Origin of the sequence: Halolamina rubra (assembly GCF_000739555.1) — an archaeon.
Taxonomy (GTDB): Archaea; Halobacteriota; Halobacteria; order Halobacteriales; family Haloferacaceae; genus Halolamina; species Halolamina rubra.
This window is the reverse complement of the sequence record NZ_BBJN01000017.1, coordinates 1-26,382: the sequence shown is the minus strand read 5'-3', so window position 1 is coordinate 26,382 and position 26,382 is coordinate 1. Positions and strand designations below refer to the sequence as shown.

Here is a 26,382-nt window from a genome sequence, read left to right as displayed (position 1 = left end):
AGAACGGCTGCTACTACGGCCGTGTGGGCGACTGTTGCTGGCTCTGCTACCTCCGGCTCCTCGGGGCAGCCGTGAATGCTCGTCTGCGGGTGTAGGCTGCGGTCCAGACTTCCAATCACCGCAGTCCGTCGACGGGCGAGAGCCGTGAGACCTGCCAGCCAGCGACGGCGGCGCCGATCAGGCTGATCGGCACGGCGATCGCGACGCCTGCGCCGAGCACCCACGGCGGCGTCCGGACGACGTTCTCGAAGCCGACGAGGGAGGCGGCGACCGCATCGAGCCCCATCCCGAGCGGGATCGTCGCCGCGACACCGAGCAGGCCGCCGATGAGGCCGAGGAAAAGCGCCTGAACGACGACGATCCCGACGAGCGTGCGCGTCCGGGAGCCGAGTGCTTTGAGCGCGGCGAGTTCACGGCGCTGCTGGTACACCACCGACACGAGCAGGTTCGCCGTGAGCGTGATGCCCGCGAGCACCGCGAGGACGACGAGACTCCCGCCGCTGGCAAGCACCACTGCCTGTCGTTCCAGCGTCGCCTCCAACTGTTCACGGTTGGTGCGCACCTCGTACTCGGGGTGCTCGCGCTCGATTTCCTGCGCAACGGTCGCAGGGTCGGCGCCGTCCTTGAGGTCGACCGTGATCAGCGACGCGCGGTCCGTTGCGGTGGTGCCGGTTACCTCCTGGAGTTCACTCAGATGCAGCGTGACTGTCGGCGTCCCGAGGAACCGCGAGAACGTCGGCGAGATGCCGACGACGGTGAACTCGTTGGCGCGGGCGTCCGAGATCGTGCCGCCGATGTGGAGCGTGTCCCCGACCGAGACGTTGAACATGTCGGCCGTCCGCTGGTCGATGATCACCTCGTGGGTCATCGGCCCGGAGTAGTTCCCGTCGGCGTAGTGGATATCCTTATGCTGGAACGCCTGGCCCTCGCTCACCTGGACGCTGGGGCCGCGGCCGGGCGCGCCGGTGCCGACGAGCGTCTCCCAGTCCTCCCCGTCGGTACTGACGTACACCGTCTGGAACGCCATCGGCACCGCTGTGTTCACGTCCTCCCGGGCCTCGATCGCGGCGCTGATCTCGTGGGCGTCGACGACGGTATTCTCGAACCCACCCACAGTCCCGGGGGCGAGCGTGATGGGGCCACCAGTGACCCAGAGGTCGCGCCCGGAGGCGTCGAACTGCTCCTCGCCGGTCTCGACGACGCCGATGCCCACGCCGCCAAGCAGGGTGGTCGCGAGCACGGCCAGCGTGATCCCCAGCACCGACAGCACCGTCCGGGTTCGGTCGTGACGCAGTTGGGCGATCGCGATCCCCACGACCGCACGGACCCGTGTCAGCGCATTTCGGAGGCGCCCGCTCACTGGTCGAGCACCTCCACAATGTTCGTCCGGCGGGCCAGCCACGCCGGGTAGGGCGAGGCGAGCAGGCCGATGACGATCGCGACCAGTGGCCCGTACGCGAGCAGCGCGGGGTGGAACTGGGCGACGTTCTGGACGCCGACGTACGCCTGGCTGATCCGGTTGATGGCGACGACGCCCCCGAGCCCGAGCAGCGTCCCGGCGATCCCGCCGAGGCCGGCGATCGTCACCACCTGCGACAGGACGAGGATCGTCTGCGAGCGGCGAGAGAACCCCATCGCGCCCTGGGCAGCGATCGTGGCCCGGTTGGCGATGACGTCCAGCCCCGTCAGCGTCGCGACGAACAGCGCGCCGATGCTCACCGCCGTCAGGAACGCGGCGACGGCGACCGCAAGCGGGAGGCTCGACGTGGAGACGCTGGCGCCGCCGACGCCCGATCGAGTCAACACGTCAGTGCGGGGGTAGACCCCTCGCAGTTCGCTCTCGACCGACGGGTCGTTCGTGCTCACGAGGATCTGGTCCGCCTGATCGCCCGCCGACGTCCCGGTGATTGTCTGCAGTTCGCTCAGGTGGACCACCATCACCGGCACGGGACCGAGCCCCGTTGACACGTCGGCGTCCGCGACGTCGACGGCGCGGAGCGGGCGGTCAGTGCCCGCGGCGTTCAGTTCGGCGCCAGTCTCGACACCAAGCACCTCCGCCGCCGCGGAGCTGAGGACGGCGTCGCCAGTCCACGTGCCGTTGTACGTGCCGTTGGCGTAGTGGGGATCGCCCGGCGCGAGTGCCTCCGTCGGCAGGCCGAGCACGCGCTGGCCGTCCGCGGGCGGGACGACCCCGGCTGCGAGGACGTACTCGGACGTGTTGCCAGCGCTGACTTGCAGTATTTGGAGTTGCACCGGCGTCGCGTACGTCACGCGATCGTCGGCCTCGATCTCCGCGGTCGTCTGGTGGACCTCACCGAGCCGTGGCCCCTCGACGGAGACAGCGATCGTCGATGCCGACCCGCCCTCGGGGACGATCCAGTAGTCGACGTCGTCACCCTGCACGGTCGACCCCGAGGCGAGGCCGACGGCGACGCTGGTCACGCTCACCATGAGCGCCACGGCGAGGGCGACGCCGAGGGTCGTCATCACGAGTCGGCGCGCCTCGGCCGTGCGGAACCGGCCTAGCGTCTGAACCACCCCGAGCTTGCAGAGGGCGAGCAGCCTACGCATCGGTCACGACCTGGCCATCACGGAGTCGGATGATTCGATCCACGCGTTCGAGCACCGCCTGGTCGTGCGAGGCGACGATGACCGCGCGGTCGTCGGCCACGTCCGCCAGCAGGTCGAGCACGTTCGCCCCCGCCTCGGAGTCGAGTTCGCCGGTGGGTTCGTCCGCGATCAGCAGTTCCGGCTCGCCGGCGAGCGCTCTGGCGACGGCGACTCGCTGCTGTTCCCCACCACTCAGTTCTGCAGGCCGGTGGGTCAGTCGATCACCCAGGCCGACCCGGTGGAGGAGGAGTTCGGCCCGGTCGCGGCGCTCGCTTTTGCCGACGCCCCACTCGATGAACGGGAGCGCGACGTTCTGTTGGGCCGTCAGCGCGGGGAGGAGGTGGAACCGCTGAAACACGATGCCGATGTGGTCGCGTCGGAGTCGACTTCGGGCCCGCTCGCTCAGCTCGGCCGTGTTCGTCCCGCCGATCTCGATCCGCCCGGTTGTCGGCGTGTCGAGTGCCGCGAGCAGGTGGAGCAGCGTCGACTTGCCGCTCCCACTCGGGCCCGCGATCCCGACGAGTTCGCCCCGGTTGATCGCGGCCGATACGTCGTCGAGAGCGGTGACGACGGTCGCGTCGCTGTTCCGGCCCAACAGGCCGGCTTGGCCACGCCTGTACGTGCGGCCAACGCCGACAGCGTTGACGACGGGGGTGGGCTGCTGGGCAGCGTCATCGGGGTCGATACGGCTCATGGGTCGCCTCGAGAGTCAAACATGATCAGCGGGGAAGCGTCGCGGGGGTGGTCAGTTAGCGATAGTCGTCCAACTCGAAGTCGCCGCGGAAGTAGAGGAACGCCCCCGCGCCGATCACGAGCAGGATGAGGAGCCCGATCACGATCCCCCCGATCCCGCCACCGCCGTCACCGCCCGGCGTATCGGTCGGCGTGACCGTTGCGGTGTCGGTCGGCGTGGCCGTTCCGTCGTCGGACGGCGTCGGCGTCATCGTCTCCGTCGGCGTGTCAGTTGCGTCCTGCTGGCTCACGAAGCCGATCGCGTAGGCGGTGAACCCGGGCGACCGGGCGCGGTACTCGTCACCGCCGAGGTGGGTCGTCTTGAGCGTCGTCCACTCACCGTCGACGTAGCGGAACAGCCGGACGTCGTCGGGCGAACGGTCACCCAGCTCGCTCTCCGAGAGCGTGAAGGTGAACTTGACGTTGCCGATCCGCTCGTCACTGAGGCCGATCGCCTCCGCGGTGAAGTAGTTCACGGCGGTCCCCTGCGCGGGATCAAGTTCGGGCGTCCCCGACGGCGGGCCGGCCTGGGGCTTCGTGAACTCGACGCGGAAGTTGCTCTCGCTGAACCGCGTCGTGAGTGTAAGCCCGGTCACCGCTGCGTTGTCCGAGGCGACGTTGGGTACGTCGACGCTCAGGGGCTGCCCACTACGGGTGCTTCGGAAGTTGACCGTCGCGCCGGTGTTCGTGGCGATGGCGCGTGCCTCGCCACCCTCGTCACCGCCGCCCTGGCCACCGCCGCCACCACCGCCGGCAGGCGGGCCGCCGCCGCCCTCACCGGGCGCTTCCGTGACGGTGATGTCGACGGTGTCGCTGAGGTACTCCACTTCGGCCGTGTCGGCCTTGGTCACGGTCGCCGTGAAGTTCCCGACCTCGCCCGGTCGGATGGTGGCGCGGCCGTTGGCGTTCGTCGAGACCGTCTGGCTGCCGAGCGTGATCTCGGCGTTCTCGATCCGCTGCCCGTCGCCACGGACCGTGAAGCGGATCGCCTGCGGGACCTCCACGTTCGTCCGGTTCGCCGTGAGGTCGAGTTGGACCTCGCGGGGCTCGGGCGCCGGCTCAGTCACGTTCCCGACGGTGATGTTCCCTTTCGCCGTGCTGAACTCGTTGGTGTCGTTCGTCGAGGCGATGTAGACGTACTCGTACGTGCCGTTGGTCCAGTTCTTCGACGTGCCGACCTCGACCGTCGTCGAGCCGCTCTCGGTGACGACGGACGTGATCGAGGCGTTCAGCACCGTGTCGTCAGTCGAACTGGTTGCGGGTTCGTTGACGTTCGATTCGCTCGCGAGGAACTCGATCAGTGCCGGGAGGCCGACCGTGCCGCTCCGTGATCGATCGGCGAGATTGACGCCCATGACCTGGGAGTCACTGTCGACGCGTGCGACGCCGTCGATGGCGTCGATACTGTGTTCGATCGTGACGTTGTCGGCCGTGCTGTTCACGTCGAACCCGTTCGCGGTGAGCGTGTCGAGATCGCCGTCGTAGTTGATCGTCGTCTCCTCGCCGGCGAGCACGGACTCGTTGACGAGGACGACCGTGTGGCTCGTCCGCTCGTCAGCGAGATTGGAGTTCACGTCGAACGTGACGTTTTCGCCTGGGTCGATCGTCTCCTGTTGCGGCGTTGCGGTTGCCGAGTCGGCTTGCACCGGCGCGGCGTCGACGCCCAGAATCCGGGCGTCCTCGCTGAGCGAGGCGTTGCCGTTGGAGACGCTGACTGCCTGGCCCGAGTCAGACGCGACGAGCATGAACGCGTAGGCACCCGGTTCGCTTGGCGTGAAGCTCGTGGTGACAGCACCGTTGTCGATGGTGCCGGTATCGGCGACCGAGAAGGTGAAGTTGCGGTTCACCTGCGACGCGGTCCGGTTCTGGGCGAGGAGTCGATCAAGCGCCTCGTTGGCTGTGAGCCCCATCGTCGCCGACGTGTTCAGGTTCGACGTATCCGGGTTGTCGGAAACGCGGGCGGCGACGAGCTGGACGTTTTCGCCGTCGAACTGGTCCGTTCCAGCGCCGACTCGCCGATCAAACTCAAGGGTGATCTTCGAGCCGGGTTCGAAAACGCCGACAGTGTCCTTGTTGATCGGCGCCTCACCCGTTTCGTCCGTGTATAGGTTAGTCGTCGGCCCTTCGACTGTTGTCGTCGCAGTCGACGTGTCGACGCGGAGCGGAAGCGCCGCCCGCTCCCACACCGACACGTTTTCTGACGTGTTGACGAACGAGTCAGCCGTCACGAAATCCGCATCAGTCGTACTGAACGAGGCGCTCTGCGCGTCCGCAGTGGCCCCGACTCCCGCCACAGCCCCAGGTGCCGTAGCGGAGAGCACTAGCAGCGCGGCGACTGCCAGTACAGACGTTTCAGCCAAGCGAGAGTGCATTATGCGCTAAAAAGGGAAGCATTGGTGCAAAAGTGTTACGCTAACTTTACTAATTCAGCAAAGGGCGTTAGGAAGGAATTACCTGGAGCGCTGCTAATTCATCCGGAGCAGCCACCTCGTGCAGAAAGGCAACCCTACACGCATCCTGAGAGAGTATTCCCTGTCAAGTCACAATTCCGAGGTTAGGAGGTCGCCAACGATATATGCAGTCGGGTAAGCTACCAACACAATGAGTCGGCTCGCCGCTGGAGTGGTCGCCCTCCTCTGCTGCACAGCGCTGATGGCCGGCGGCATCGCCGCCGCCGACAGCAGTTACGACCTCGCCATCGACGGGAGCGTCGACACACCCGATCGGGTCGTCACGCTCGAAGGCAACGAGTACACCGTCTCCGCGATCGGCGTCGTCGACCCGGGCGAGCCCATCCAGGTCTCGGTTGAGGCGCCCACCAACACGGAGTACGACCTCTATTTGTACAACGATGATCGACGGAGCGAAGACCGGATCAACGACGCAGGTACATCGGAAACGTTCGATGGCGACTACCCCTCCGGGTCGTACATGGTGGCGATCTACGCGGACGGCAACTTCATCACAGTCCACCCGGTCGTGGTTCGCTCCTACGACGTCACTATCGACGCGCCCGCGACCGCCGAGGCTGGGGAGGAGATCGAGCTCTCGGTCAGCGTCGAGAACGTCCAAGGGACGCCAACCGATCTCGAGGGCGTGCAGATCGTCCTGAGCAACAACGGCGAGGCGGAAACGCTGACAGCGACCGAGACAGGCGACGGGACCTACACCGCGACGACGACGCTCTCCGAGACCGGCGACTACCTCGTCTACGCGAACGCACGCGGGTCGGACACCGTCGATGGCGAGCACGAACTGGTGGGCGTGAGTCAGTCGAACGAAATCACGGTGCAGACGGCGACGACAACGGCAACCGCGACGCCGACGTCCACCCCCGGAGATGGCGGGGACGGTGGGGGACAGGACCCGGCAACGGCGACCGCGACGCCGACAGCCAGCGCGACCGTCACGCCGACAGCGAGTAACGACACGACCGCGACAGTGACGGCGACGGCAACGGCAACTTCGACGTCGACGGACCAGCCGACGGCCACCGATACGGCGACGGCGACGACCTCGGAGACACCGACACCGGCGAACGTGCTCACGCCAAACGACTCGTCGCCGACCACGACCACCGGGAGCCTCTCGGTCCTACTCCCGCTTGGGGCACTGCTCGGGTTCGGCCTCCTGGCACGCCGGCAGCGGTGACCGCTACGGCCAATGGCGGCTCAAACTCGCCCTCGGGGATGGAACACACATTTATGCTGGCATGAATATCTCGCAGGTGTGCGCGCTTCTGCCCCGGATCGGCTCCTGATCGCGACGGTCGCCCTCCTGTGTGTGCTGCAGGCCGTCGCTGGGGCGGGCGTCGTCGCCGGGGCGTCGACGGTATCGGCCACCGAGTTGGCCCAGACGACTCCGACGCCGACGAACAACACGACTGTCCAGCAGGAGAACCCGGACGACGTCGACGAGTCGGGCGACACCGAGGCACTGGAGTCGTACCTCGCCCAGTCGCTCGCCGAGCGGTTAGGCGACAGCGCGATCCGGATCAGCGAGTCGGAGTACGAACAGGGCCGCTCGATCCTCGGCGACGAGTACGACAGCACGTTGGAGAAGTACGTCGACGTCGCCGGGGAGACTGACAGTACCGACTCGTTTGAGCAGGCCGCCGAAAGCCAACGCGAGTTGGCCGAGACGGCAGAGACGTACAACGAGACCTACCAGGAGTACCAAGAAGCAAAAGCAAACGGGAACGACGCCCGTGCCCGCGAGTTGGCGCGCGAATTGAACCAACTCGCAACAGACGCGAACGAGTCAGCCCGACAGCTGGCGGATTCCTACACCCAGATCGAGAACACGACGGGCGCCGATCTCGCGGACGCCGAGCAGGAGGCGATGAACGTCTCAAGCGAGATTTCCGAGCAGCACGAGACAGTCATGGCCGAGACGTTCGTCGAGACGCGCCTGTCAGTTCAAACCAGTGCAGAGACGGTGTCGTTTGCCGACCCGGCGACCGTCGAGGGGCGGCTCACGCTCGAGAACGGATCGGCACTACGGAACGAGACGGTACGGATCCAGATAGGCGAGCAAATCGAGACGGTGGAAACCGATAGCGACGGTCGGTTCACCGTCACGTATCGGCCGGTCACTATCGAGAACGGGACGGACGCCGTCTCGGTCGCCTACCTGCCGGCCTCGGAATCGCCGTATCTCGGGTCGAACGCGACACTCGACACGGCGATTGTGCAGACGACGGCGACCCTGACAGTCGAAAGCAAGTCAGAACCGGCCAGCTTCGGGGACAACGTGACGATTTCGGGTCGTGCTCACGTCGATGGCACGGGTGTGGTGGGGGCACGTGTCCGAGTGACTGTCGACGGGGTCACGCTCGGAACGGTGACAACCGGCGCCAACGGGACGTATGAATTGGCGAGTTCTCTCCCCGCGTCGGTCGAGAGTGGCGATCAGTCGGTGGAAGCAGTGATCGTCCCCACCGACAGCGCCGTCGGGTCGGGAGTGGCGTCGACGCCCCTAACGGTCGAGACAACGTCGACGACGCTCTCGCTGAACGTGACGGGGACGAGTACCGAGCGCGTCCGGCTGACTGGGCAGCTGGCCACCTCCGAGGGAACCCCAATCGCCGGCCAAACGGTCGACCTCCGGATCGCGGGGACGACTGTCGCCGCTGTTGAGACGCGAGCCGACGGGACGTTTTCGGCGACAGTTACGCCCCAGGCCGGGCTGACGGGGACCGTGCCCGTTCGTGCTCTGTACGACGCGCCGTCTAGCAACCTCGCGGGGGCGACCGCCCGGACAGAGCTCGATCTGACCCAGTTGCGCAGTGAGACGGGTACCGGGACGGACAGAAACGGCATCGAGAACGACGCGTGGCCGCTGTCGGTGGAACTACTCGGTGGCGGCGGCATCGCCGTCCTCTCGGTGCTCGCCATCGGCTGGCTCGTTCGGCGTGGGGAGGCCGATGTCGACGACCAGCCCTCGAGCCCTGCGGTGTCACCATCGGCCTCCAGCACTGATGAGGGCGGGACCGACCGGGTCGCAAAGGCCACCGCCCTGCTCGACGACGGGGATTCCGCAGCCGCGATCCAGGCGCTCTACGGTGCCGTCCGGCGCTCACTGAGCGCGGGTGAGGATTCTCAAACCCACTGGGAGTTCTACGCGACGGCGAGCGGTCAGCTGCAGGCCGATCGTGCCGGCGCGCTGGAGCGCCTGACCGAGGCCTACGAGCAAGTGGTCTACAGCCCCGACGGCGTGGCGACGCAGGATGCCGCCGATGTGGTTGCCGATGCGGCGTCGTTGCTCGGTGACGACGACGAGTCGGCGTCGTAGATCGTGAGCGTGCCCCGGGACCGACTGGTTTTTCCGCGCCCGCAAACCTGACTGGGGTATGGCCGACCGGTCACGCTGGTGGCAGTTACTGCCGGCCCCAGTCCGGCGACTGCCCGCCGATCTCGCGGCCGTCATCGCGCTGGTCGGCATCACCGCCGCCGTCGTCTTCCTCCCGGTCGTCTCCGAGACGCCGCTCCGGGTAGTGTTCGGCCTTCCGTTCGTGCTGTTCGTCCCGGGGTATGCGTTCATCGCGGCGCTGTTCCCCGAAGCCGGGACGTTTGAGCCGAGTGCGGATGGTGAGGAGGCAAGAGAGGACGCTGTCGACGATCGCGAGGGTATCGACGGGATCGAGCGCGTGGCATTGTCGTTCGGGCTCTCGATCGCGGTCGTCCCGCTGATCGGCCTCGTGCTGAACTTTACGCCCTGGGGGATCCAACTCGTGCCGATCATGGTGTCGGTGAGCCTGTTCACGCTGGCGTCGACGGCCGTCGCCGCCCGGCGTCGATGGGAACTCGATCCAGAGGATCGGTTCGAGGTGCCGTGGCGTGTCTGGGTCGCCGATGCGCGGGCGGAGTTGTTCGAGCCTGAATCGGGGACGGATGCGGTACTGAACGTGCTGTTGGTCGTGAGCATCCTGTTGGCGGTCGGGAGTGTGGGCTACGCCGTCGCTGTGCCCCAACAGGGCGAGGCGTTCACGGAGTTCTACCTCTTGACGGAGAACGAGGACGGCGAGCTGGTCGCCGATGACTACCCGACGAACTTCACGCAGGGCGAAAGCCAGTCGCTCGTGGTCGGGATCGGCAATCACGAGCACCAGCCGACGAACTACTCGGTGGTGGTCGCGTTACAGGAGGTGCGGATCGAGAAGGACTCCGCAAATCAGGTGAACGACTCAACGGCGAGTGGGAACATCTCGATCGTGGTCGAACGGGAACAGGTGTTGCGGCGTTTCCAGACCCAGGTCGCGCACAACGAAACGTGGCACCTCCAGCACAACGTGACACCGACGATGATTGGGGAGCGGCTCCGGTTAACGTACCTCCTGTACAAGGGTGAGGCACCTGCGGACCCCACAACGGAGAACGCGTACCGGGAGCTGCATCTGTGGATCAATGTGACGGCACCTGAGTAGGGGCCCTGGGACTTCTCGATCGAGACGATTCCGGTTAGACGGCTCCGTTTGGAGATCGACGTCGATGCAGGGGAGCATGACTTCTTTCCTCGGCGACTGCGCACTTGATCGCGCGCAACCATCGCCTTAACCAACAAATAGATCGGAATACGCCACATTGTTGGTTAATACTAGACGGCCCGATCACCGTCTTGATGCCGTCGCCGAATGTGCCGTACGTCCAGACCCGTCGACCTCACGGACAGCTGTATCTGCTCGTCGACCACAGTCAGGTTCGTAACACCCGTTTTGTCGGTTCGCCTGACCGGAATACCTACCAAAGCCGTTGCCTAACAACCTCCTAATGAGCGCCCAGGTCGCCGTCGTCCTTGCTGCTGGTGAGGGAAGTCGGCTTTCCCCACTCACGGAACATCGGCCAAAGCCGATGTTGCCAGTCGCGAACAAGCCGCTGCTCGATCACGTTGTGTCGAGTCTCGCGGACCAGGGGATCGACGAGGTGGTGCTCGTCGTCGGCCACCACAGGGAGAGCATCCAGAGCTACTTCGGGAACGGGTCGGACTGGGGCGTCGATATCGACTACGTCGTCCAAGAACCGCGTCGCGGGACCGGCGACGCCCTCCTCCAAGCCGAACCGTTCGTCTCGGGCGAGTTCATCGTCATCAACGGCGACCGCATCGTCGAGTCGTCCCTGATCGGGGAACTGCTAGATCGCCAACGGGAGACCACCAACGCTTGCCTCGCCGTTACACGGGTCGACGACGCGACGAATTACGGCGTCGTCTCGATCGACTCCGGGAACGTGACCGATATCGTCGAGAAACCCCCGGCGTACGATATCCCCTCCCGCCTGGCCAACATCGGCGTCTACGCGTTCGGGCCGGAAATCTTCGCGGGGATCCGCCAGACGGAACGACGAGGAGAGCTTGGACTCACCGACGTGCTTGCCGAGCAGCTGGAGAGCCACCCAGTGAGCGCCGTCAGGTACGACGGTCCGTGGTTGGACCTGACAGAGCCGTGGGACCTTCTCTCGGTGAACGCGGGGATGCTCGATATCACCGGTCCACAGGTGTCCAAACAGGCGTCGATCCACGAGCAGGCAACGATCAGCGGGGCAAACGCCGTTGCCCCCAACGTGGACATCGGCCCGGGCGGGCGGCTACTGCGTGACTGTGCGATCGGGAAGGGGGCGCGCATCGGCGCCAACACGGTGCTTTCGAACGTCGTGGTCCTCCCCGATGTCCATATCGGCCCCGGATCCACACTCGAGGACTGCATCGTCGGTGAGGGTGCAACCCTCGGCGCGAACGTCACGGTCGGTGGTGGAACCACCGACATCACCCTGGACGAGCGTGTGTATCACGACGTGCGGTTCGGCGGGGTGATCGGTGATTCGGTCGAACTCGGTGACGCTGTGACTGTCGACCCGGGGACGATCGTTGGGAACCGAACGACGGTACAGAACGGGTCGACGCTCCAGGGTTCGATAGAGTTTGACGCGATGGTACGTCGCGGTTAGTCGTCGACGCCGTTGATAACCCGGTCAGTTGCTACGACATCGTTCACTTTGTCGCCTAGAACGGACTCAGCAAAATCGCGATTCGGTAGTGACCACGTGTTTTCCTGAAACCATCCAGATTTCCAACACGCTTTTGTCCGCTTAGCAGAATTTCACCGTATCAACAGCATTGGGCGTGACCAGAAATTATGTGTGGCATAACGGGATATCTTGGCGACGGCGATAGTGTCGAACTGATAGCGCAGGGGCTGAAAAACCTCGAGTATCGGGGTTACGACTCCGCCGGTGTCGCGGTCGTCGACGATGATGTCAACGTGTACAAACAGGAAGGGACCATCGACGGAATCACCCTCCCCGACAGCGAACCGACCGCGTACGGCATCGGGCACACCCGCTGGTCCACGCACGGACCGCCGTCCGACCGCAATGCGCATCCCCATACGGACTGCACGGGTGACATCGCGGTCGTTCACAACGGCATCATCAGCAACTACCACGAGCTGAAGGCCGACCTCGACGGGCACATCTTCGAGAGCGACACGGACACGGAGGTCATCCCGCACCTGATCGAGGAGGAACTCGCCGATGGCGTCGATCTGCTACCAGCCGTTCAGCGCGTGCTGGATCGGCTGGAGGGTAGTTTCGCCATCGGGGTCGGGCAGGCTGGCTCGGAGCGCCTCATCGGCGCCCGCCAGGACAGCCCCCTGGTGGTTGGGCACGGCGAGGACGGGACCTTCCTCGCGAGCGACGTGACCGCCTTTATCGAGCAGACGAAGTTCGTCTCCTACCTCGAGGACGGCGACGTCGTCGATGTCGGCGTCGACGGTGCAACGGTGTACAACGACGGCGAGGTCGTGGACCGGGAGCCCCAAGAGATCAAGTGGGACGCCGAAGATACAAGTAAGGCCGGTCACGACCACTACATGCACAAGGAGATCCACGAGCAGCCCCACGCACTCCGCCAAACGCTGTCGGGGCGCGTCGACGAGACTGCGGGTAAGGTGGATCTGGAGTTGGATCTCGGCGACGAGTTGTTGGAGGGGATCGATCGCGTGCACATCGTCGCCTGCGGGACGTCCTACCACGCCGGACTTTACGCGAAGCGACTGTTCGAAACGTACAGCGGGCTGTCCGTCGAGGTGTCGCGAGCCTCGGAGTACCGCGTTCATGATGGGCATGATCCGGAGAACACGCTGGCGGTCGCGATCACCCAGTCCGGTGAGACCGCGGACACGCTATCAGCGATTCGGACGGCGAAGTCGATCGGGACGCCGACGCTTGCCGTGACGAACACGGTCGGGAGTACCGTAACGCGAGAGGTCGACGACACGGTGTACATCCGCGCCGGGCCGGAGATCGGCGTGGCGGCGACGAAAACGTTCGTCTCGCAGGTCGCGACGCTGGCGCTCGTGGCTGTCCATGCGGGTCGGGTACGCGGGACGATCTCGGCGTCGAAGGCGGCGAGTTTCCTGCAGAGTGTGAACCAGTTGCCGAGTGCCGTGCAGGAGGTGTTGAACTCGGAGGCGGTGATCGAGCGGATTGCCGAGAAGTACGCTGATAGTGAGTCGTTCTTCTTCATCGGGAAGGCGTACGGCCATCCGGTGGCGCTCGAGAGTGCGTTGAAGCTGAAAGAGATCTCCTACGAGCACGCCGAAGGGTTCCCGGCTGGTGAGTTGAAGCACGGGCCCCTGGCGTTGGTGACTGAACAGACGCCGGTGATTGCTTTGTTGACAGAGGGGACTGAGGCTGCGGAGACGATGAGTAACGTGAAGGAGGTGCAGTCGCGTGGTGCGCCAGTGATCGGATTGTCGAGTGATTCGGGGAAGTCGGAGTTCTGTGAGGAGTTGATCGAGGTTCCCGAGATGGGTGAGATGGAGCCTGTAGTTGCAAACGTGGCGCTGCAGTTGCTGGCGTACCACGTCGCGGATCTGAAGGGACGAGCGATCGATAAGCCGCGGAACCTTGCGAAGAGCGTTACTGTGGAGTAGTGGATCGAAGCGAGCACATTGCTTTGAGAGGTTGAGATCGCGGGGAGACCGTGGTTCGGGTTCTTGGTCCATTCATCCGGTTCGAGCTGATGGTCTCGCCCTAGGCTGTCGTCGGTGTCGGTAGGCGGGACACACCCCGCAACGAGTGAAAAGTGGCTCGTTTGTTTGGATAGGAACTCAACGTGTAGCGAGTATCAGCACGATCATTGCTTTTCACTGGGTACGGGGTGTGTCCGTCCTCACTTCACTCGTTGTGGGGTGTGGGGGTTACCAGGTCAGTCCTTCGTAAACGATCCCATCTCGGCGATCAATCGCTCGTCGGCCGTCGACGACGACCGGCGTGGCCATCGCGTCGAACTCGTCGTGAAGATTCTCGATCTCCGGCCAGTCGGTGACGACGAGCGCGGCGACGGCGCCGCCGAGGGCTGCTTTGGGCGTGTCGGCGTACTCGATATCGGGGAAGTGGTCGCGCATGTTCTCGGTCGCGACGGGGTCGTAAGCGGCGATATTCGCGTTTCGCTCTATGAGTCCTTCGATGGCGGGGATCGCCCGGGAGTTTCGCGTGTCGTCGGTGCCCGGTTTGAACGCGAGGCCGAGCACGGCGACGCGCTCGTTCGCGACGTCGACATGGTCGTCCATCAAGGAGAGCAGGCGTTCAGGTTGTCGGTCGTTCAGTTCAGTCGCGGCGTCCAGCATCAGGGGTTCGTAGTCCTCGTCACGTGCGGCCGCACGGATCGCCGCCGTGTCCTTCGGGAAGCAGCTCCCGCCCCAGCCGATGCCGCTACGGAGGAACTGCTCGCTGATGCGGTCGTCCAGCCCGATCGCGTCGGCGACCTCGTAGGCGTCGACGCCGTACTCCTTGCAGATGTTCCCAATGTCGTTGATCAGGGAGACCTTGGCCGCAAGGAAGCCGTTGTTGGCGTACTTGATCATTTCCGCCGTGCGCGTATCGGTCTCGACGACTGGCGCGTCGGTGTCGTCGATAAGGGGATCAAACACGTCGTACATGTCCGCGAGTGCCTGCTCATCGTCGGCGCCGAGGACGACCTTGTCTGGGTTACGGAAGTCGTTAACTGCAGTTCCTTCTCGGAGAAATTCGGGGTTCATGCCGACGCCGAAGTTTTCGCCGACAGTCTTGTTCGCTTCTCGTTCGAGGATGGAAGTGATGGTCTCCTCGGTGGTGCCCGGGACGACGGTACTCTTCACGACAACCGTGTGCCAGTCGTCCTTGTCGGCGAGCGTGGCACCCAGCTGTTTCGCGCCCGCCTCCATGATCGAGAGATCGATACTGCCGTCTTCTTTCTGGGGGGTAGGGAGGCAGAGGAAGGTAACGTCGGTATCGAGAACTGTGTCGTAGTTCGTGGTGGCTCGCAAGCGGCCCGTGCCGTCGTCGCCAGCGTGCTGCTCAATGAGCTCGGGGAGGCCGTCCTCATGGATGGGGGCGTCGCCGGCATTGATCGCGTCGACGATTGATTCGTCGATATCGATGTTAGTGACTTGGTGGCCGGGGTCGGCGAAGCAGGCGGCGATCGTGGTGCCGACGTAGCCGCTGCCGATAACGGAGAGATGCATTAGGTAGGGGTTTGTCGGTCGGGTATTCAGGGTTTGGTTAGCAAGTCAGAATTTTGGCTTGACTGTGTTCACCTGAGAATCTACCGATCGGTTGAGTGAAAAGACATAACCCGGAGTACTGCCACCAATCGGATAGCTATGAAAGCCGTCGTTCTGGCTGCCGGTGAGGGGACGCGACTGCGTCCGCTTACCGAAGACAAGCCGAAGGGGATGGTTGAAATCAACGAGAAACCCATCCTGACGCACTGTTTCGAACAACTAGTGGAGTTGGGCGCCGACGAACTGGTCGTCGTCGTCGGCTACATGAAGCAGAACATCATCGACCACTACGGTGATGAGTTCGAGGGGATACCGATCACCTACACCCACCAGCGCGAGCAAAAGGGGCTGGCCCATGCGTTGTTGACTGTCGAGGAGCACATCGACGACGACTTCATGCTGATGCTCGGGGACAACATCTTCAAGGCGAACCTGGAGGACGTCGTTCGGCGGCAGCAGGAGGATCGCGCCGACGCGGCGTTCCTCGTGGAAGAAGTGGACTGGGACGAAGCGAGTCGGTACGGTGTCTGTGACACGAACAAATACGGCGAGGTTACCGATGTCGTGGAGAAGCCGGATGATCCGCCGTCGAACTTGGTGATGACCGGGTTCTACACGTTCAGTCCGGCCATCTTCCACGCGTGCCACTTGGTTCAGCCATCGAACCGGGGCGAGTACGAGATCAGCGAGGCGATCGACCTGCTGATTCAGAGTGGACGGACGATCGACGCGATCGGGCTGGAAGGCTGGCGGATCGACGTTGGGTATCCCGAGGATCAGGAGGAAGCGGAGGAGCGGTTGAAGGGACGGGAAGTGGAGGCGTAACTCGGATCGGGTTTTTGACGTGAGTTCTTCCTTTCAGGATTGAACGACGAGGGGTTCGTACCAGTCGCGGTTGTCCCGGTACCAGTCGATGAACTCACGGACTCCCTCGCGGATGTCGCGGCTCGGTTCGTAATCTATCAGCTCTCGGGCTTTCGAGACATCGGCGTGCGTGTGTTCGGCATCGGCCTCACGTGCCTCGGTGAACTCGATGTCGAGACTCGGGTCGATCTCGTCACGGGCGACTTTCGCGAGCGTGAGAATATCGACGTTGTCTGTCGAGCCAATGTTCATCACTTCGCCTTCCGCACTGTCCTCAGTGAGTAGTGTCTGGTTGGCGTCAACGACATCGTCGATGTATGTGAAGTCGCGAGTCTGTTCCCCATCGCCATAAATCACTGGTGGTTTCCCACGCATACATCGAGAGACGAAGTTGGAAATGGCCATGTTCGGACGCATTCGCGGACCGTATACCGTGAAGTACCGAAGCGAGACGGTGGGGAGACCATACACTTCGTTGTACACGCGGGCGTAGTGTTCGCCGGTGAGTTTTGAGACTCCGTACGGGGAGACAGGTTCGGTTGGATGGTCCTCGTCGTATGGGAGGTACTGTGGGTTGCCGTAGACACTGGAAGAAGACGCGTAAACGACACGGTCGACGTCGTTTCGTCGCGCCGCATCGAGGATGTTCACCGTGCCCGAAACGTTGTAGTCGTTGACTTTGACCGGTTCTTCGACGCTCTTGCGCACGCCTGCCTGGGCGGCCTGGTGATAGATGGCGTCGATGTCAGTTGTGAGTTCGTCGACGAGGTCTTCGTTGGTTACTGAGCCGTCAACGATTTCGTAGGAGCCGTCCGAGTTTTTGGCGGCAGTGCGGGCCGCTTCAACGTTGTGTTCCTTGATACCGAGATCATAGTACGGTTCGTAGTTGTCGAGGACTGTGACATTGTGGCCTTCTGCTGCGAAGGTTTCGGCGAGATAGCCACCGATGAAGCCGGCGCCCCCTGTTACGAGAATATGCATAAAATTGTATGAGTGAAGGTATGATAAAAGTCTGTTGTGAATAAATCGCTTCGTCTAATGTGTCGATTGTTTACAGCACTTCAACAAAGCGTACATAATATCGAAATCACTTATAACCTAGATCCTGTAATCTTTCATTAACATCAACATTTTCTTCGGCCACGTGGAGTGTTTTGCCCATGGTGATATTTCGGCGGGACCCTTCTACAGTTAACCAAGGAACTTCAAGAAGTTCACGGATGAATTTGTTTCCTGGGTGGCCGTAAAGGCCATACTTCCCAAAAATATTCCCATGGTCGGATGTAACAATCGTCTTCCCATCTAATTCATTGATAAGTCTCCGTACCTCTGGTAATGCTACTTCCAAATTCTCTTGATAAGCTTGGCGAACAGTTTCTTCATCAATCAATCCTTGACTGAGTTTTTCCCAAATAGAAACGTTTCTTTGATCATTTTCAACAATACCGTCACCCGATAAGGAACGATGTTCAATCTCAGCACCGGTCTCCCCAATAAACGGGTAATGTGGCTGGACCCAGTGGGATATAATACGTTTGTCTGAATGATTTTTTTGAGCCTCGATCGTGTTATTTGCCATTACTTCGGGAAGTACCGTATTGAATCGTTCATTCCAATTTGTTTCCCATACGTTATTTACTTTGAAGAAAAGTTCTTCCAAATCATTCGCACGTAATTGGGGGTTTCCTGCGACATATACTGTATCCGGATATTCATCATTGAAATTTCTGTTTAACCATTCAGTAGTGTCAGAACCCATGGAAAGGACAGAAGACAGTTGTCCAGGCCCATCCCAAGAGTCCCTAAATAAATCAAACCGGCAAGAATCTAACACAATTAAGTTATCCCAATCCTCTTCCATAACTTTCACACAAACATCAGTGGAGAAGAGTCGACGATAGCGGTGATGTATAGCCAGAGGCAAGAAGATAGGGTTTTTACTGACTGCTTTTAGTGATCCTAGCATGTCTTGATATTCAAGAGACAAAGACGCTAGTATTTTTTGAATTAGTTCTGTTTTACGTAGTATAGTTCCGTTCCAGAATTAGAATATATCAAATTTGTTTGTGTATTGCTTTTAAGTTTTTGTGTTGGGTCGTACGATAGCTGTACCGATCCAAATCCAGATCGATAATACTGTTGATCAACCCGGTATAATAAATACTTGAACGTATTGGAATTGATTTTATTATTGAACAAGTTTTTATTATAAGAAGGATAATAATTGCTTTCACCAAACCGAATCTGGCTAGGGACTGCTTCCTGTGCTAGGAAAGAGTCGGTATAAACTGGGTCTTCAACATACATTGTAGTAAATTCCTTCCCCTGAACCTCACTGGAGTCTAAATAATAAGTTTGTCTTGTAGGTCCGTCTACCAAGGCGACCGGACTAAATATTTGTGCAGCTATCATAATGAATAGCAACAATGTGAGCACCCCTCTGGAAGATTGCTTTGGATATTGAATGTAAAGGCTAGCGATGAGGATAACACAGAATGGAGCTGCGAATAAAGCCCAGCGAGAGTGGCCCCCTGGTAATAACCCGGGTAGGATGAACTTCATACTGAAGAAAATCATTGTACTACCAGAAGCTACAATAAAGAGTATTAATCGTCGGGGGTATCTACGATTCAAATAAAATTTAACAAACGGCGATAGCCCAGCGACAAATGCCAGTGGATAGAAGAGATACTCATATTTTAGATGCCATATGAATTCTAAAAAGTTGGAAGGGTTAGGTGTTTGAGTAGATACCCAAGAGCTAACATCAGGAGATCCGACAATAGCCGGATCAATTGCTATAATGAAGGAAAGATAATTTGTGAGAAAGGTGTATTGAGAAGCCAACATCACCGAAAGCAGCGAAAAAAACGAGTAGAACTCGAGTAGGCCGAACCGGACGTAAGTTTGATACCATTTTTTTGTAAGATACTCTTTTAGAGTTCAAAATTAATAATGCCAACCCGCAAAATGTAACAATATAAACTAGCGGTAATTTATGTGTGAATACCATAGCGACTACAGTCAGTAAAAGTAATAAGAACATCCTTCGATCACCTGTTGTCTCATATATCACTACAAACAATATTGCGAGGATAACAAAAATAAGCGCTAGACTCTGGGCGATTGGGTATATTGCCCAGTTAATTGTTGTTGGCTCTGATATCATTAGAATTGCTGCAATAAGTGAAACCCGTTTATCTCTCCATACTCTCATAGCAACCACATACGTAAGAATCGGGATCGTAATTCCAAGTGTAATCGGATAGATCATCATTCCAGGTGCTACTTCAAGACCAGAAATAAGGTAGTAAACTGTTCCTTTGATAATAAAGAGTGGGGCAGAGCTGTAGAACTCCGATTGAATTACGTCGATACCTCCAGATTCACCCACTCTGAGTATTTGCCAAGCAAACCAATCAGGGTCAATACCGATCAAAGAGGCTGGGAATTGGAACATTAGATAAGTCCAGCCTACACTAATCCCTGAAACGAAAACTAACAACTTTCGTATTTGGTAATATACGGATAAACTCAGCATAACTATTGATATTACTGCAATAGAAGCGGAAACCGCAGGATAAAGATTCATATCTGCCTTCATAAAATATATCCCAATAGACATAGCAGTAAGAGATATAACAATCGAAAGTTTGGAGAAAATGCGGTATTGATCCATATTAAATATAATTATTGTAGAGGTATACTAAGCTAGTAGGACTGATAGTGCGTAGTTTTGAACGTATATAATGATCTGGGACTGCTCGTGTGTCAATCCACTCTTGTCTTGCCCCCCATATAATCTCATCAATCTGCCACTTTCTTTTGAATTTTTCGTTTGCGTTCTTTTGTTTATCAGTATCCTTCCGGTGGGACCTCCGGTAATTGGTGGACGTGAATTTGTGATGCGGAAAAACGACTTCTGAGCAAACTGCAAAATCCCAATCAGTATGGACGTAATGTCCAGTATAAAAATCAAGGTGCTCATTGTCGACTAATTCAGCGTCCCAACCGTAATCTTCAAAACACTCTTTTCGTATAATAGAAGCGTTTGTAATATAGTCAAAGATATTCACAGTGTGACCTGCAATAGATCTGGAGTCCGGTTCTGCCCTAATGTCGATTGTAAGGACTTTATTATCGAATAATAAATCATCAAAGAATATGTTTCTACATCCAGATCTAACACAACCCTGCTCAGACAATATACCACTAATGCCACCTAAATCTGATTTATTCATAATCTCTACCAATATATCTATATTACAGGGGACCTCCATATCATTGTCTGCCACTAGAAGATAGTCATGATCACACGCGTTCGCAATCGCATTTCTACTGGCGCCAATTCCGACATCGTAATCAAGATTTAGTATTTGAAGATCGTAATCAAACCCTCTCTCATACAACTGAGATCGTTCATCTATATTTCCATTGTCAGCCACGATTACTTCATCTACAATGTTAGCAGGGACACTGTCTAGAAATCTCTTAAGAGCCTTAGTTCGTTGGAATACAGGTACACCTGCCGCAATTGTCATCGAGGGTTCTAGATCGGTAAACCTAATAACTATTGTGATCTTGAGAGTATGGCTCCTTTTACCATGAGAATTCGAAAGAGGAAGGTATGAACAATACTAAATCGCTATAACACATCAATCAGTCCATGGATAATGATGATGATGAGATCTTATCCGTTTCCGAAGGAGCTGGGTGGTTTTTAGGCGGTCATGTCATTAAGCAATCCGTCAGTCTTTGTACGAACGTCATCATCACAAATATACTCGGGGCAACATTATATGGAGTATATGCATATCTAAAGGTACTATTGTCAGTTGTTAGGGTATTTTGTAAGTTAGGGTCTAAGCAGTCTGTATTACGATTTTTACCCGAATACAGGGACGAAGGTCGGGATACTGGAACTATTATAACCCTAGCTTATGGAACTTCTTTAGTTATAAGTATAATATTTTCGCTCTTGATATATATATTATCGCCAATGATAGCCTCATACACAATACAGAGCCAGATCTTTATCAACACGTTACGCATAATCGCGATTGTTATCCCATCTTATACTTTGTCAAATATAACGATTTCTATATTCCAGAGCATAGGAAGAATGGAATATAATATTTTAATATCTAGTGTACTCGATCCAGTATTTAGACTGGTTTTCGTTGGAAGTGCAGTAATTCTTGGATTCTCGGTAGTTGGGGCTACAGCCGGCCTAGTCGTTGCTAGTATCATTGTATTCATAATAGGGATTTGGCTTCTCCGTGTGAAGACAGATATACTTTACTTCGAAGTCCCAGAAAAAAGAGAGGTGAAAAAATACTATAACTATTCAATTCCAATGACATTTAATGAAGTTGGTAATTTTCTATACAATCGCGTAGATATATTCATGATCGCTTGGTTTTTATCTGCAGAAGATATTGGAGTATATAATATAGCAGTAACAGTTGCGGGACTATTGATTCTCCCATTAACAGCATTTAATCAATTATTCCCACCTATTGCATCGCGTTTGTATCATAATAAGAATATTGAAGAACTTTCAGTATTATATCAAAGAATAACTAGATTGGTATTGACTATATCAATAGTGCCTGCAATCATACTAATATTGTACTCCCAGGAGGTACTGCATATATTCGGGGAAGAGTTTACACAAGGATCGATGATCTTGATACTTTTTTCAGCTTCGCAACTAGTGAATTGTATTGTCGGCCCTAGTGGATATTTATTAATGATGGCAGACCACCAATATATAACATTTGTGAATCAGGTATCGTCAGGGATCTTGAATGTATTATTGAATATTGTACTGATATTAGAGTTCGGAGTTATAGGAGCTGCGATTGCGACTGCAACCACTCTCGCCCTTATAAATGGTATCCGACTCTTGCAAGTATATCACTTTATCGGGATAACCCCATATAGTCATAGATTGAGTAAACCGATAATCAGTGGTCTGATCTCTGCGATTATAATGGGTTTAGTAAAATCGGTGCTTTCGCACACAGTTTTGTTAGTAGTCGGTTCTATGACGGGAATGGGAGTATTTTTAACTCTCCTATACCTATTTGGCATTGAGGAGGAAGACAAAGTGCTCCTATCACAACTACTTTCCCAATTTCAGAATATCTATGACTAATCGTAGTATTATAACTCTATCAAAACGAGCCTTAAAGGAGCCTAAAAAATCAACCTTTTATATCAAATCAAAGATCTCACGCCCGATAGCTGAGCTTCATTCGAAAACCACTAGTAAAAGATATAAAAACCAAAAGGAAAACATCAGGTGTTTAAGAGAAGCAGATGGTAATTGGTTATTAATCGTTTTAGACTCATGTAGATTTGACCGATTTAGTCAGTACTTCGAGGAATTCTTCAGAGGAGATATAGAACCAAATAAATCGGCAGCAGTTGATACTTTTCGCTACGTCGGAGAGATTTGGCCCGACCACTACGAGATGCCATATATTACAGCAGCAGCTCCGATAACAAATACCAATCTAGATTTTAACACCGATAATATAGCAAATACACGAGGTGTTGCCGCGTCTGGAAAACGATTAGAAGAAAAATATGGGGGGTATGTTCCAAAAGAGCATATACAAAATATAGTTGAAGTCTGGCGCACAGATTGGGACGAGGATTTAGGTGTCTGTCCCCCAGAACCAGTTACAAATAAAGCGATAGATATTCACGAGAAAAATCGGCAGAAGAACATGGTTGTCCATTATTTCCAACCTCATGCTCCCTATATTGGAAAAAAGAAGGATACCTATAGTGGAGAAATAGATGAAGATATAAAGGGAGGGGCAATAGCGTCACATATCTGGCAAAAGGCGAAATTTGGAGATCTAACGAGAGAAGAATTACTAGAACTGTACGATTCAAATCTTCGTCGGGTTATGGAATCCGCAGCTATTTTAATTAACAATACTAATTTCGACCGTACCGTAATAATTGGAGATCATGGAGAGGCACTTGGAGAATACAACATGTATGGTCATGGATTTGAACATCCATATGTTCGTATCGTTCCTTGGGCAGAAATAGAAGAAACCAAAATAAGTCCAGAAAAGAAATCAATTGATTCTCAACCAACTACTGATACTACCGTGGAAGAAAGATTGAGTGAACTCGGATATATTTAAGTAGTTAGAAAACTTTTCTCTCAAATTTATTTAATACATTATCCACTGAATGATTTTTTTCTACGTATTTTCTCCCATTCTCTCCGAATTTTCTACTAATGACAGGATTTTCGGCGATTGATCTACAACCGCGAACTAGTCCATTAACATTACCGCAAACCAGACCCATACCACCCTCCTGGACCAGTCCATTTAATCCACAATTTGTCGCAACTACTGGCGTGCCGGCACTCCAAGATTCTAGGTAAGTATTAGGGAAACCTTCAGATTTCGATGTATTCACTAACGCCTTTGCATCCAGGTAGTAATTATCTATTCTATTTGGAGGTACATACCCTAAGAACTCAACATTAGAGATTTTCTTCGCCTTTTTCTTTAATATATTATAATAAGATCTGTTATCACCAGGTGCTACAATCATTAGGAACTTCTCATCAGATATATTAGTTGCAAGCTGAAGATATTGTTCTGGAGATTTAGAGGATTTATCTGCTCTACCAACCCAAAGGAAATACTCCCCACCTAAATTGTAAGAGTCTCGGATTCGATAGCAATTAGGTATGACAATAGAATCGACATCAAAATGTTTGTTAAGCTCCCTTTTTTGATAATCCGTCTGAGAGATGACTAGATCAGCATTTTTTAAAGAAGAGATATATACACTACTAACTAATTTGTTATGTGATTTGATAAATTCAGGATCAACGTCCCGGTCATGTGAGATTCCACAGATATAGGAAATATCTCTAAAACGAGAATACATAGACAGTAGTGGATAGTAAAGAGAACACCGAGTGTAATATATATCTGAATTAGATATTTCCATGGCTCTGAAGAACTTAAATAGCTGTATGGGTACTCTCATAGACCCTCGCATAGACTGAAATCCCTTAGGACCTACAGACTTGTACGCCCGATAGACAGATATATCGCCAAACGATTCCTCCAGATCTTGGCCAAAATCACCGACAATAGCTGACACATCATAGTCACCATCAGCTAACTCAGTTGCTATAATATGCTGTTGTCTTTCAGACCCCCCAGCTGATTGGCTAGAATCAGGTGCAAAATAAGAATAAAGATTATATGCTACAAAACATATACTATTTCTTCCTGACATAGATATTTAACTATCGCAATAGAATATAGTCTCTTCGATTCCCCTCCAGCCATCATTTCAACCTATAGTACAATTATTTAGTGGCGATATAACTCACACCTGGATATGAAAGCTCGATTCCCCAGCCAAGGATCGGAAAGTTCTCTAACTTCGCAATATATGGCGCACTCCCATAGGTAACCTTTCGTATCAAACCTGGGTCTCTCGGATCATCAAGCCTCTTCAGCCGCTGATCAGAATACTCATCTAATAGTCTAAAAGAGACATAATCTATCTTTTTGAAATATTTGTGGAGGAAATATCGGGCTTTTAACGGAGTTAACATAAATTCATGATTTATATAATAATCCACAATGTTAGAATCAGATAAATATGGAAGTAATCTTTTTCCAATTGGCCGAGGTAAATAGGAAGACCACCAAGGTGTCATGTGTGGCTTAATAGGCGCCACACGGTTTGGAAATGTAATAAGGGCCTTACCTCCAGGCTTAAGTACTCGCGCCATTTCCGCAACAAACTCTGAAATATCAGGGATATGTTCGAATACTTGATTACACAAAACATAATCGAAAGTGTGCGAGCTAAATGGCATTCGCCTACCATCTCCAAGAATATAATTTGTGTTAGCTAAAGAAGACTGGAAATCAATATCGATTGCAACAGTCTCGGCCTCTAGTCTGTCAACATCTTTACCATCTTTGCTACCAAGATCTAAGACACGGTCTGATTTCGAGCATATATCTCGGAGGTGTTGAGTCATCATTGTGGGTAAAGTATATAATTGGAACATAATAGGAATATCGTTTCAGCAAGCAGTGAAACAATGAATATTTGTAGAGTCATTGTATGCGAAAGTTAAAGTAAGGATAGGAGGTACCGATACACTTTTAAGATGTGCAAGTCACATACACTATTACCTTGCGGGTTTGTTGGATCAAGCTAAACGGATGGCCTGATGCGTTCAATGAAAGGCTAGAAGCGATTGCGACCAAAGTTGATGAAGTAGTTCTAATAAAACCACGAAATGCAATAGCTAGTAATGAACCATGTCCCCCTGAGAATGTAGAGGTCCTCAATATACCACCAAAGAGAAAACCTGTACTACAACCTCGCGCTCGGGTTCTTTTGTATCCCATTTGGATATTCATGGCGGTTTTTGTGTATCTCAAATATAGAGTTAAAAATCACAGAGTGGACATTATTCACTCGATTGATTATCCGTTTAGTGCAATTGCTGCAAGAATATTATCGTTGCTGACCTTTACACCGAGGGTCGCATCCGTTAGAGGATTGCCAATAGGTCAATTTTCCAATTCTAAAGGCGATTTTGATGGTGTTAGAGATAAAGTGGGAAAAAATATACTTATATTTTTGAACAGTTTTAGTCTTCGTAATGCAGATTTTATCATTACTAAGTCAGAGTACCAACAAAGACATATTGAAAAAATGTATAGTGTAAATTCAGAAATGGAATCTATACCAACAGGGGTAGACTATTCTAAATTCGATCCAAATATCGAAGATGATAAAGACGGCACTCTGAATGGCATTTTTCAAAATATACCTGAAGATAGGGTAGTTGTTCTTCAGCTTGGGCAAATTGTGTATCGCAAAGGATCAGACCTGTTTGCCGAACGAGCAACATCATACTCTGGGTACCCATGTAGCCATTTCTTACTAGTTGGGGAGTCGCAAACTGAGGAATTCAGTAAAAAGTCAAAGAAATCTGCCAAAATCTGGAGATAGAATACAGTATATGAATGGATGGGTTGATTTTGATAAAATTCGACAGCTCATATCATCGGTAGTATATTGATGTGCTTATTTATCGCGGCCTGGACATGAAG

At 55.1% G+C, this 26,382-nt stretch carries 20 protein-coding genes; 9 read left to right on the top strand and 11 right to left on the bottom strand.

Going from position 1 to position 26,382, the window contains the following annotated elements; translation table 11 throughout:
• Positions 1-115: 115 nt before the first annotated feature.
• From ACP95_RS04890 to ACP95_RS04875, 4 genes are read right to left on the bottom strand one after another with little or no spacing between them, the layout of a single operon-like run.
• Positions 116-1,360, bottom strand: a complete 1,245-nt coding sequence (locus tag ACP95_RS04890; RefSeq protein WP_049980133.1) for an ABC transporter permease — start codon at positions 1,358-1,360, stop codon at positions 116-118.
• Positions 1,357-2,571: an ABC transporter permease gene (locus tag ACP95_RS04885; protein ID WP_082224567.1), complete on the bottom strand. Its 1,215-nt coding sequence runs from the start codon at positions 2,569-2,571 to the stop codon at positions 1,357-1,359. Before ACP95_RS04885 ends, ACP95_RS04890 begins: the two co-directional genes overlap by 4 nt.
• Complete coding sequence (locus ACP95_RS04880; RefSeq protein WP_049980131.1) at positions 2,564-3,304, bottom strand: ABC transporter ATP-binding protein; 741 nt, start codon at positions 3,302-3,304, stop codon at positions 2,564-2,566. The genes ACP95_RS04885 and ACP95_RS04880 overlap by 8 nt, the downstream gene beginning before the upstream one ends.
• 55 nt (positions 3,305-3,359) lie before the next feature.
• Positions 3,360-5,252 carry a hypothetical protein gene (locus ACP95_RS04875; RefSeq protein ID WP_154018443.1) on the bottom strand — a complete coding sequence of 631 codons (1,893 nt, stop codon included), beginning with the start codon at positions 5,250-5,252 and terminating at the stop codon, positions 3,360-3,362.
• A 691-nt stretch (positions 5,253-5,943) separates the two neighbouring features.
• On the opposite strand from ACP95_RS04875, the gene ACP95_RS04870 reads away from it, so the two are divergent.
• From ACP95_RS04870 to glmS, 5 genes are all read left to right on the top strand, one after another.
• Entirely contained in the window at positions 5,944-6,993 is a 1,050-nt protein-coding gene (locus ACP95_RS04870; RefSeq protein WP_049980129.1) for a hypothetical protein, read from the top strand.
• A 132-nt stretch (positions 6,994-7,125) separates the two neighbouring features.
• Complete coding sequence (locus tag ACP95_RS04865) at positions 7,126-9,135, top strand: DUF4129 domain-containing protein (protein WP_154018442.1); 2,010 nt, start codon at positions 7,126-7,128, stop codon at positions 9,133-9,135.
• 58 nt (positions 9,136-9,193) lie between these two features.
• Positions 9,194-10,267, top strand: a complete 1,074-nt coding sequence (locus ACP95_RS04860) for a DUF1616 domain-containing protein (protein ID WP_049980127.1) — start codon at positions 9,194-9,196, stop codon at positions 10,265-10,267.
• 343 nt (positions 10,268-10,610) lie between these two features.
• Positions 10,611-11,783, top strand: coding sequence for a sugar phosphate nucleotidyltransferase (locus ACP95_RS04855; protein WP_082224566.1), 1,173 nt, complete (start codon positions 10,611-10,613; stop codon positions 11,781-11,783).
• A 188-nt stretch (positions 11,784-11,971) separates the two neighbouring features.
• The gene (gene glmS / locus ACP95_RS04850) at positions 11,972-13,771 is read left to right on the top strand and encodes a glutamine--fructose-6-phosphate transaminase (isomerizing) (RefSeq protein WP_049980125.1); all 1,800 of its coding nucleotides are present in this window, start codon (positions 11,972-11,974) and stop codon (positions 13,769-13,771) included.
• Between the two features lie 267 nt (positions 13,772-14,038).
• Here glmS and aglM read toward each other — a convergent pair whose 3' ends face one another.
• Entirely contained in the window at positions 14,039-15,343 is a 1,305-nt protein-coding gene (gene aglM / locus ACP95_RS04845; protein WP_049980124.1) for a UDP-glucose 6-dehydrogenase AglM, read from the bottom strand.
• Between the two features lie 138 nt (positions 15,344-15,481).
• Here aglM and aglF point away from each other — a divergent pair, with 138 nt between their 5' ends.
• Positions 15,482-16,207, top strand: coding sequence for a UTP--glucose-1-phosphate uridylyltransferase AglF (gene aglF, locus ACP95_RS04840; RefSeq protein ID WP_049980123.1), 726 nt, complete (start codon positions 15,482-15,484; stop codon positions 16,205-16,207).
• A gap of 33 nt (positions 16,208-16,240) precedes the next feature.
• On the opposite strand, the gene ACP95_RS04835 is transcribed toward aglF, so the two are convergent.
• The 4 genes from ACP95_RS04835 to ACP95_RS15185 form a co-directional block, all read right to left on the bottom strand.
• Complete coding sequence (locus ACP95_RS04835) at positions 16,241-17,227, bottom strand: GDP-mannose 4,6-dehydratase (RefSeq protein WP_049980122.1); 987 nt, start codon at positions 17,225-17,227, stop codon at positions 16,241-16,243.
• Between the two features lie 106 nt (positions 17,228-17,333).
• Entirely contained in the window at positions 17,334-18,107 is a 774-nt protein-coding gene (locus ACP95_RS15570; RefSeq protein ID WP_161782048.1) for a hypothetical protein, read from the bottom strand.
• Between the two features lie 930 nt (positions 18,108-19,037).
• Entirely contained in the window at positions 19,038-19,925 is an 888-nt protein-coding gene (locus ACP95_RS15190; RefSeq protein WP_082224565.1) for a phospholipid carrier-dependent glycosyltransferase, read from the bottom strand.
• Between the two features lies 1 nt (position 19,926).
• The gene (locus tag ACP95_RS15185; RefSeq protein ID WP_082224564.1) at positions 19,927-20,787 is read right to left on the bottom strand and encodes a glycosyltransferase family 2 protein; all 861 of its coding nucleotides are present in this window, start codon (positions 20,785-20,787) and stop codon (positions 19,927-19,929) included.
• Positions 20,788-20,912: 125 nt separating this feature from the next.
• Between ACP95_RS15185 and ACP95_RS15180 the strand changes: the two genes are divergently transcribed.
• Together ACP95_RS15180 and ACP95_RS15565 are read left to right on the top strand one after the other, a co-directional pair.
• Positions 20,913-22,406 carry an oligosaccharide flippase family protein gene (locus ACP95_RS15180; RefSeq protein WP_082224571.1) on the top strand — a complete coding sequence of 498 codons (1,494 nt, stop codon included), beginning with the start codon at positions 20,913-20,915 and terminating at the stop codon, positions 22,404-22,406.
• Positions 22,399-23,415 (top strand): hypothetical protein, encoded by a 1,017-nt coding sequence (locus ACP95_RS15565; RefSeq protein ID WP_154018440.1) that lies wholly within the window; start codon positions 22,399-22,401, stop codon positions 23,413-23,415. The genes ACP95_RS15180 and ACP95_RS15565 overlap by 8 nt, the downstream gene beginning before the upstream one ends.
• A gap of 4 nt (positions 23,416-23,419) precedes the next feature.
• Here the strand turns inward: ACP95_RS15565 and ACP95_RS15175 are convergent, their stop codons facing one another.
• Positions 23,420-24,535 (bottom strand): glycosyltransferase family 4 protein, encoded by a 1,116-nt coding sequence (locus tag ACP95_RS15175; protein WP_082224570.1) that lies wholly within the window; start codon positions 24,533-24,535, stop codon positions 23,420-23,422.
• Positions 24,536-24,608: 73 nt separating this feature from the next.
• Positions 24,609-25,298 carry a class I SAM-dependent methyltransferase gene (locus tag ACP95_RS15170; RefSeq protein ID WP_161782047.1) on the bottom strand — a complete coding sequence of 230 codons (690 nt, stop codon included), beginning with the start codon at positions 25,296-25,298 and terminating at the stop codon, positions 24,609-24,611.
• Between the two features lie 131 nt (positions 25,299-25,429).
• Here ACP95_RS15170 and ACP95_RS15165 point away from each other — a divergent pair, with 131 nt between their 5' ends.
• Complete coding sequence (locus ACP95_RS15165; protein WP_082224562.1) at positions 25,430-26,281, top strand: glycosyltransferase; 852 nt, start codon at positions 25,430-25,432, stop codon at positions 26,279-26,281.
• Positions 26,282-26,382 lie beyond the last annotated feature (101 nt).